Origin of the sequence: Bartonella sp. AP57NXGY, from assembly GCF_042195805.1 — a bacterium.
GTDB lineage: Bacteria > Pseudomonadota > Alphaproteobacteria > Rhizobiales > Rhizobiaceae > Bartonella.
Map to the genome: position 1 here is coordinate 1 of NZ_JBHIOZ010000471.1, position 790 is coordinate 790.

The 790-nt window shown below is 42.5% G+C and carries 1 protein-coding gene; it reads right to left on the reverse strand.

Features of this window, described 5'->3' with window-relative positions:
• Window positions 1-157: 157 nt before the first annotated feature.
• Window positions 158-322: a hypothetical protein gene (locus ACFIL8_RS11530; protein ID WP_375638453.1), complete on the reverse strand. Its 165-nt coding sequence runs from the start codon at window positions 320-322 to the stop codon at window positions 158-160.
• Between the last annotated feature and the right edge of the window lie 468 nt (window positions 323-790).

Below are 790 nucleotides of genomic sequence, written 5' to 3' on the forward strand. Positions count from 1 at the left end.
CCCCTTCATTTGCTCTTCCCTTTTATGCAACTGTTTGTCCCTAACTTTATAAGGACACGCATAATCTCTCAAAGCACAATTGCATCCATTATCGTCAAACAGAACACCCCAGAAAATACTCGTATTGCATATTCATGTTGCCAATATTTTTGCCAATTCACGTGCTTGTTTTAAAGAAATCTCTCAACACTTCCAAACCAACGCGCATCACCCCCATTACCCTAAGGCTCCCGACAACAACCATACCACTGCCCCCTACAAACAGCCATACCGCTCTGCCCCTACAAACAGCCATACCCCCCACTGCCCCTACAACAGCCATACCGCTCTGCCCCTACAACAGCCATACCGCTCTGCCCCTACAAACAGCCATACCCACTGCCCCCTACAAACAGCCATACCGCTCTGCCCCTACAACAGCCATACCGCTGCCCCCTACAAACAGCCCTATCTAGCTTCTACGATAGCCTTTATCCCTTGAAAAGACAGAAGCATTTTTATTCTTTTCTCTATTGTTTTCCGCCCACTTAAGACATGAAAAAAGGAACTTCCATTGATGCGCAAATTGATCGCGCAATAAGAGCATTTGAAATGAGAAAATCTTACAACTTTCTTATTCCAATTAAAAAGGATCAATGAACATTCAAAATATGACGATACATTCCATTTTTCATTAGAGTTCTTGCAAGCCAATAGCTTAGAATATATTCATAAAAGCGCTTCTAAGACAGAGAGACAGCCGCAATTCTTGAGATCAAGCATTTTAATATTAATGAAAGCACTAACATTC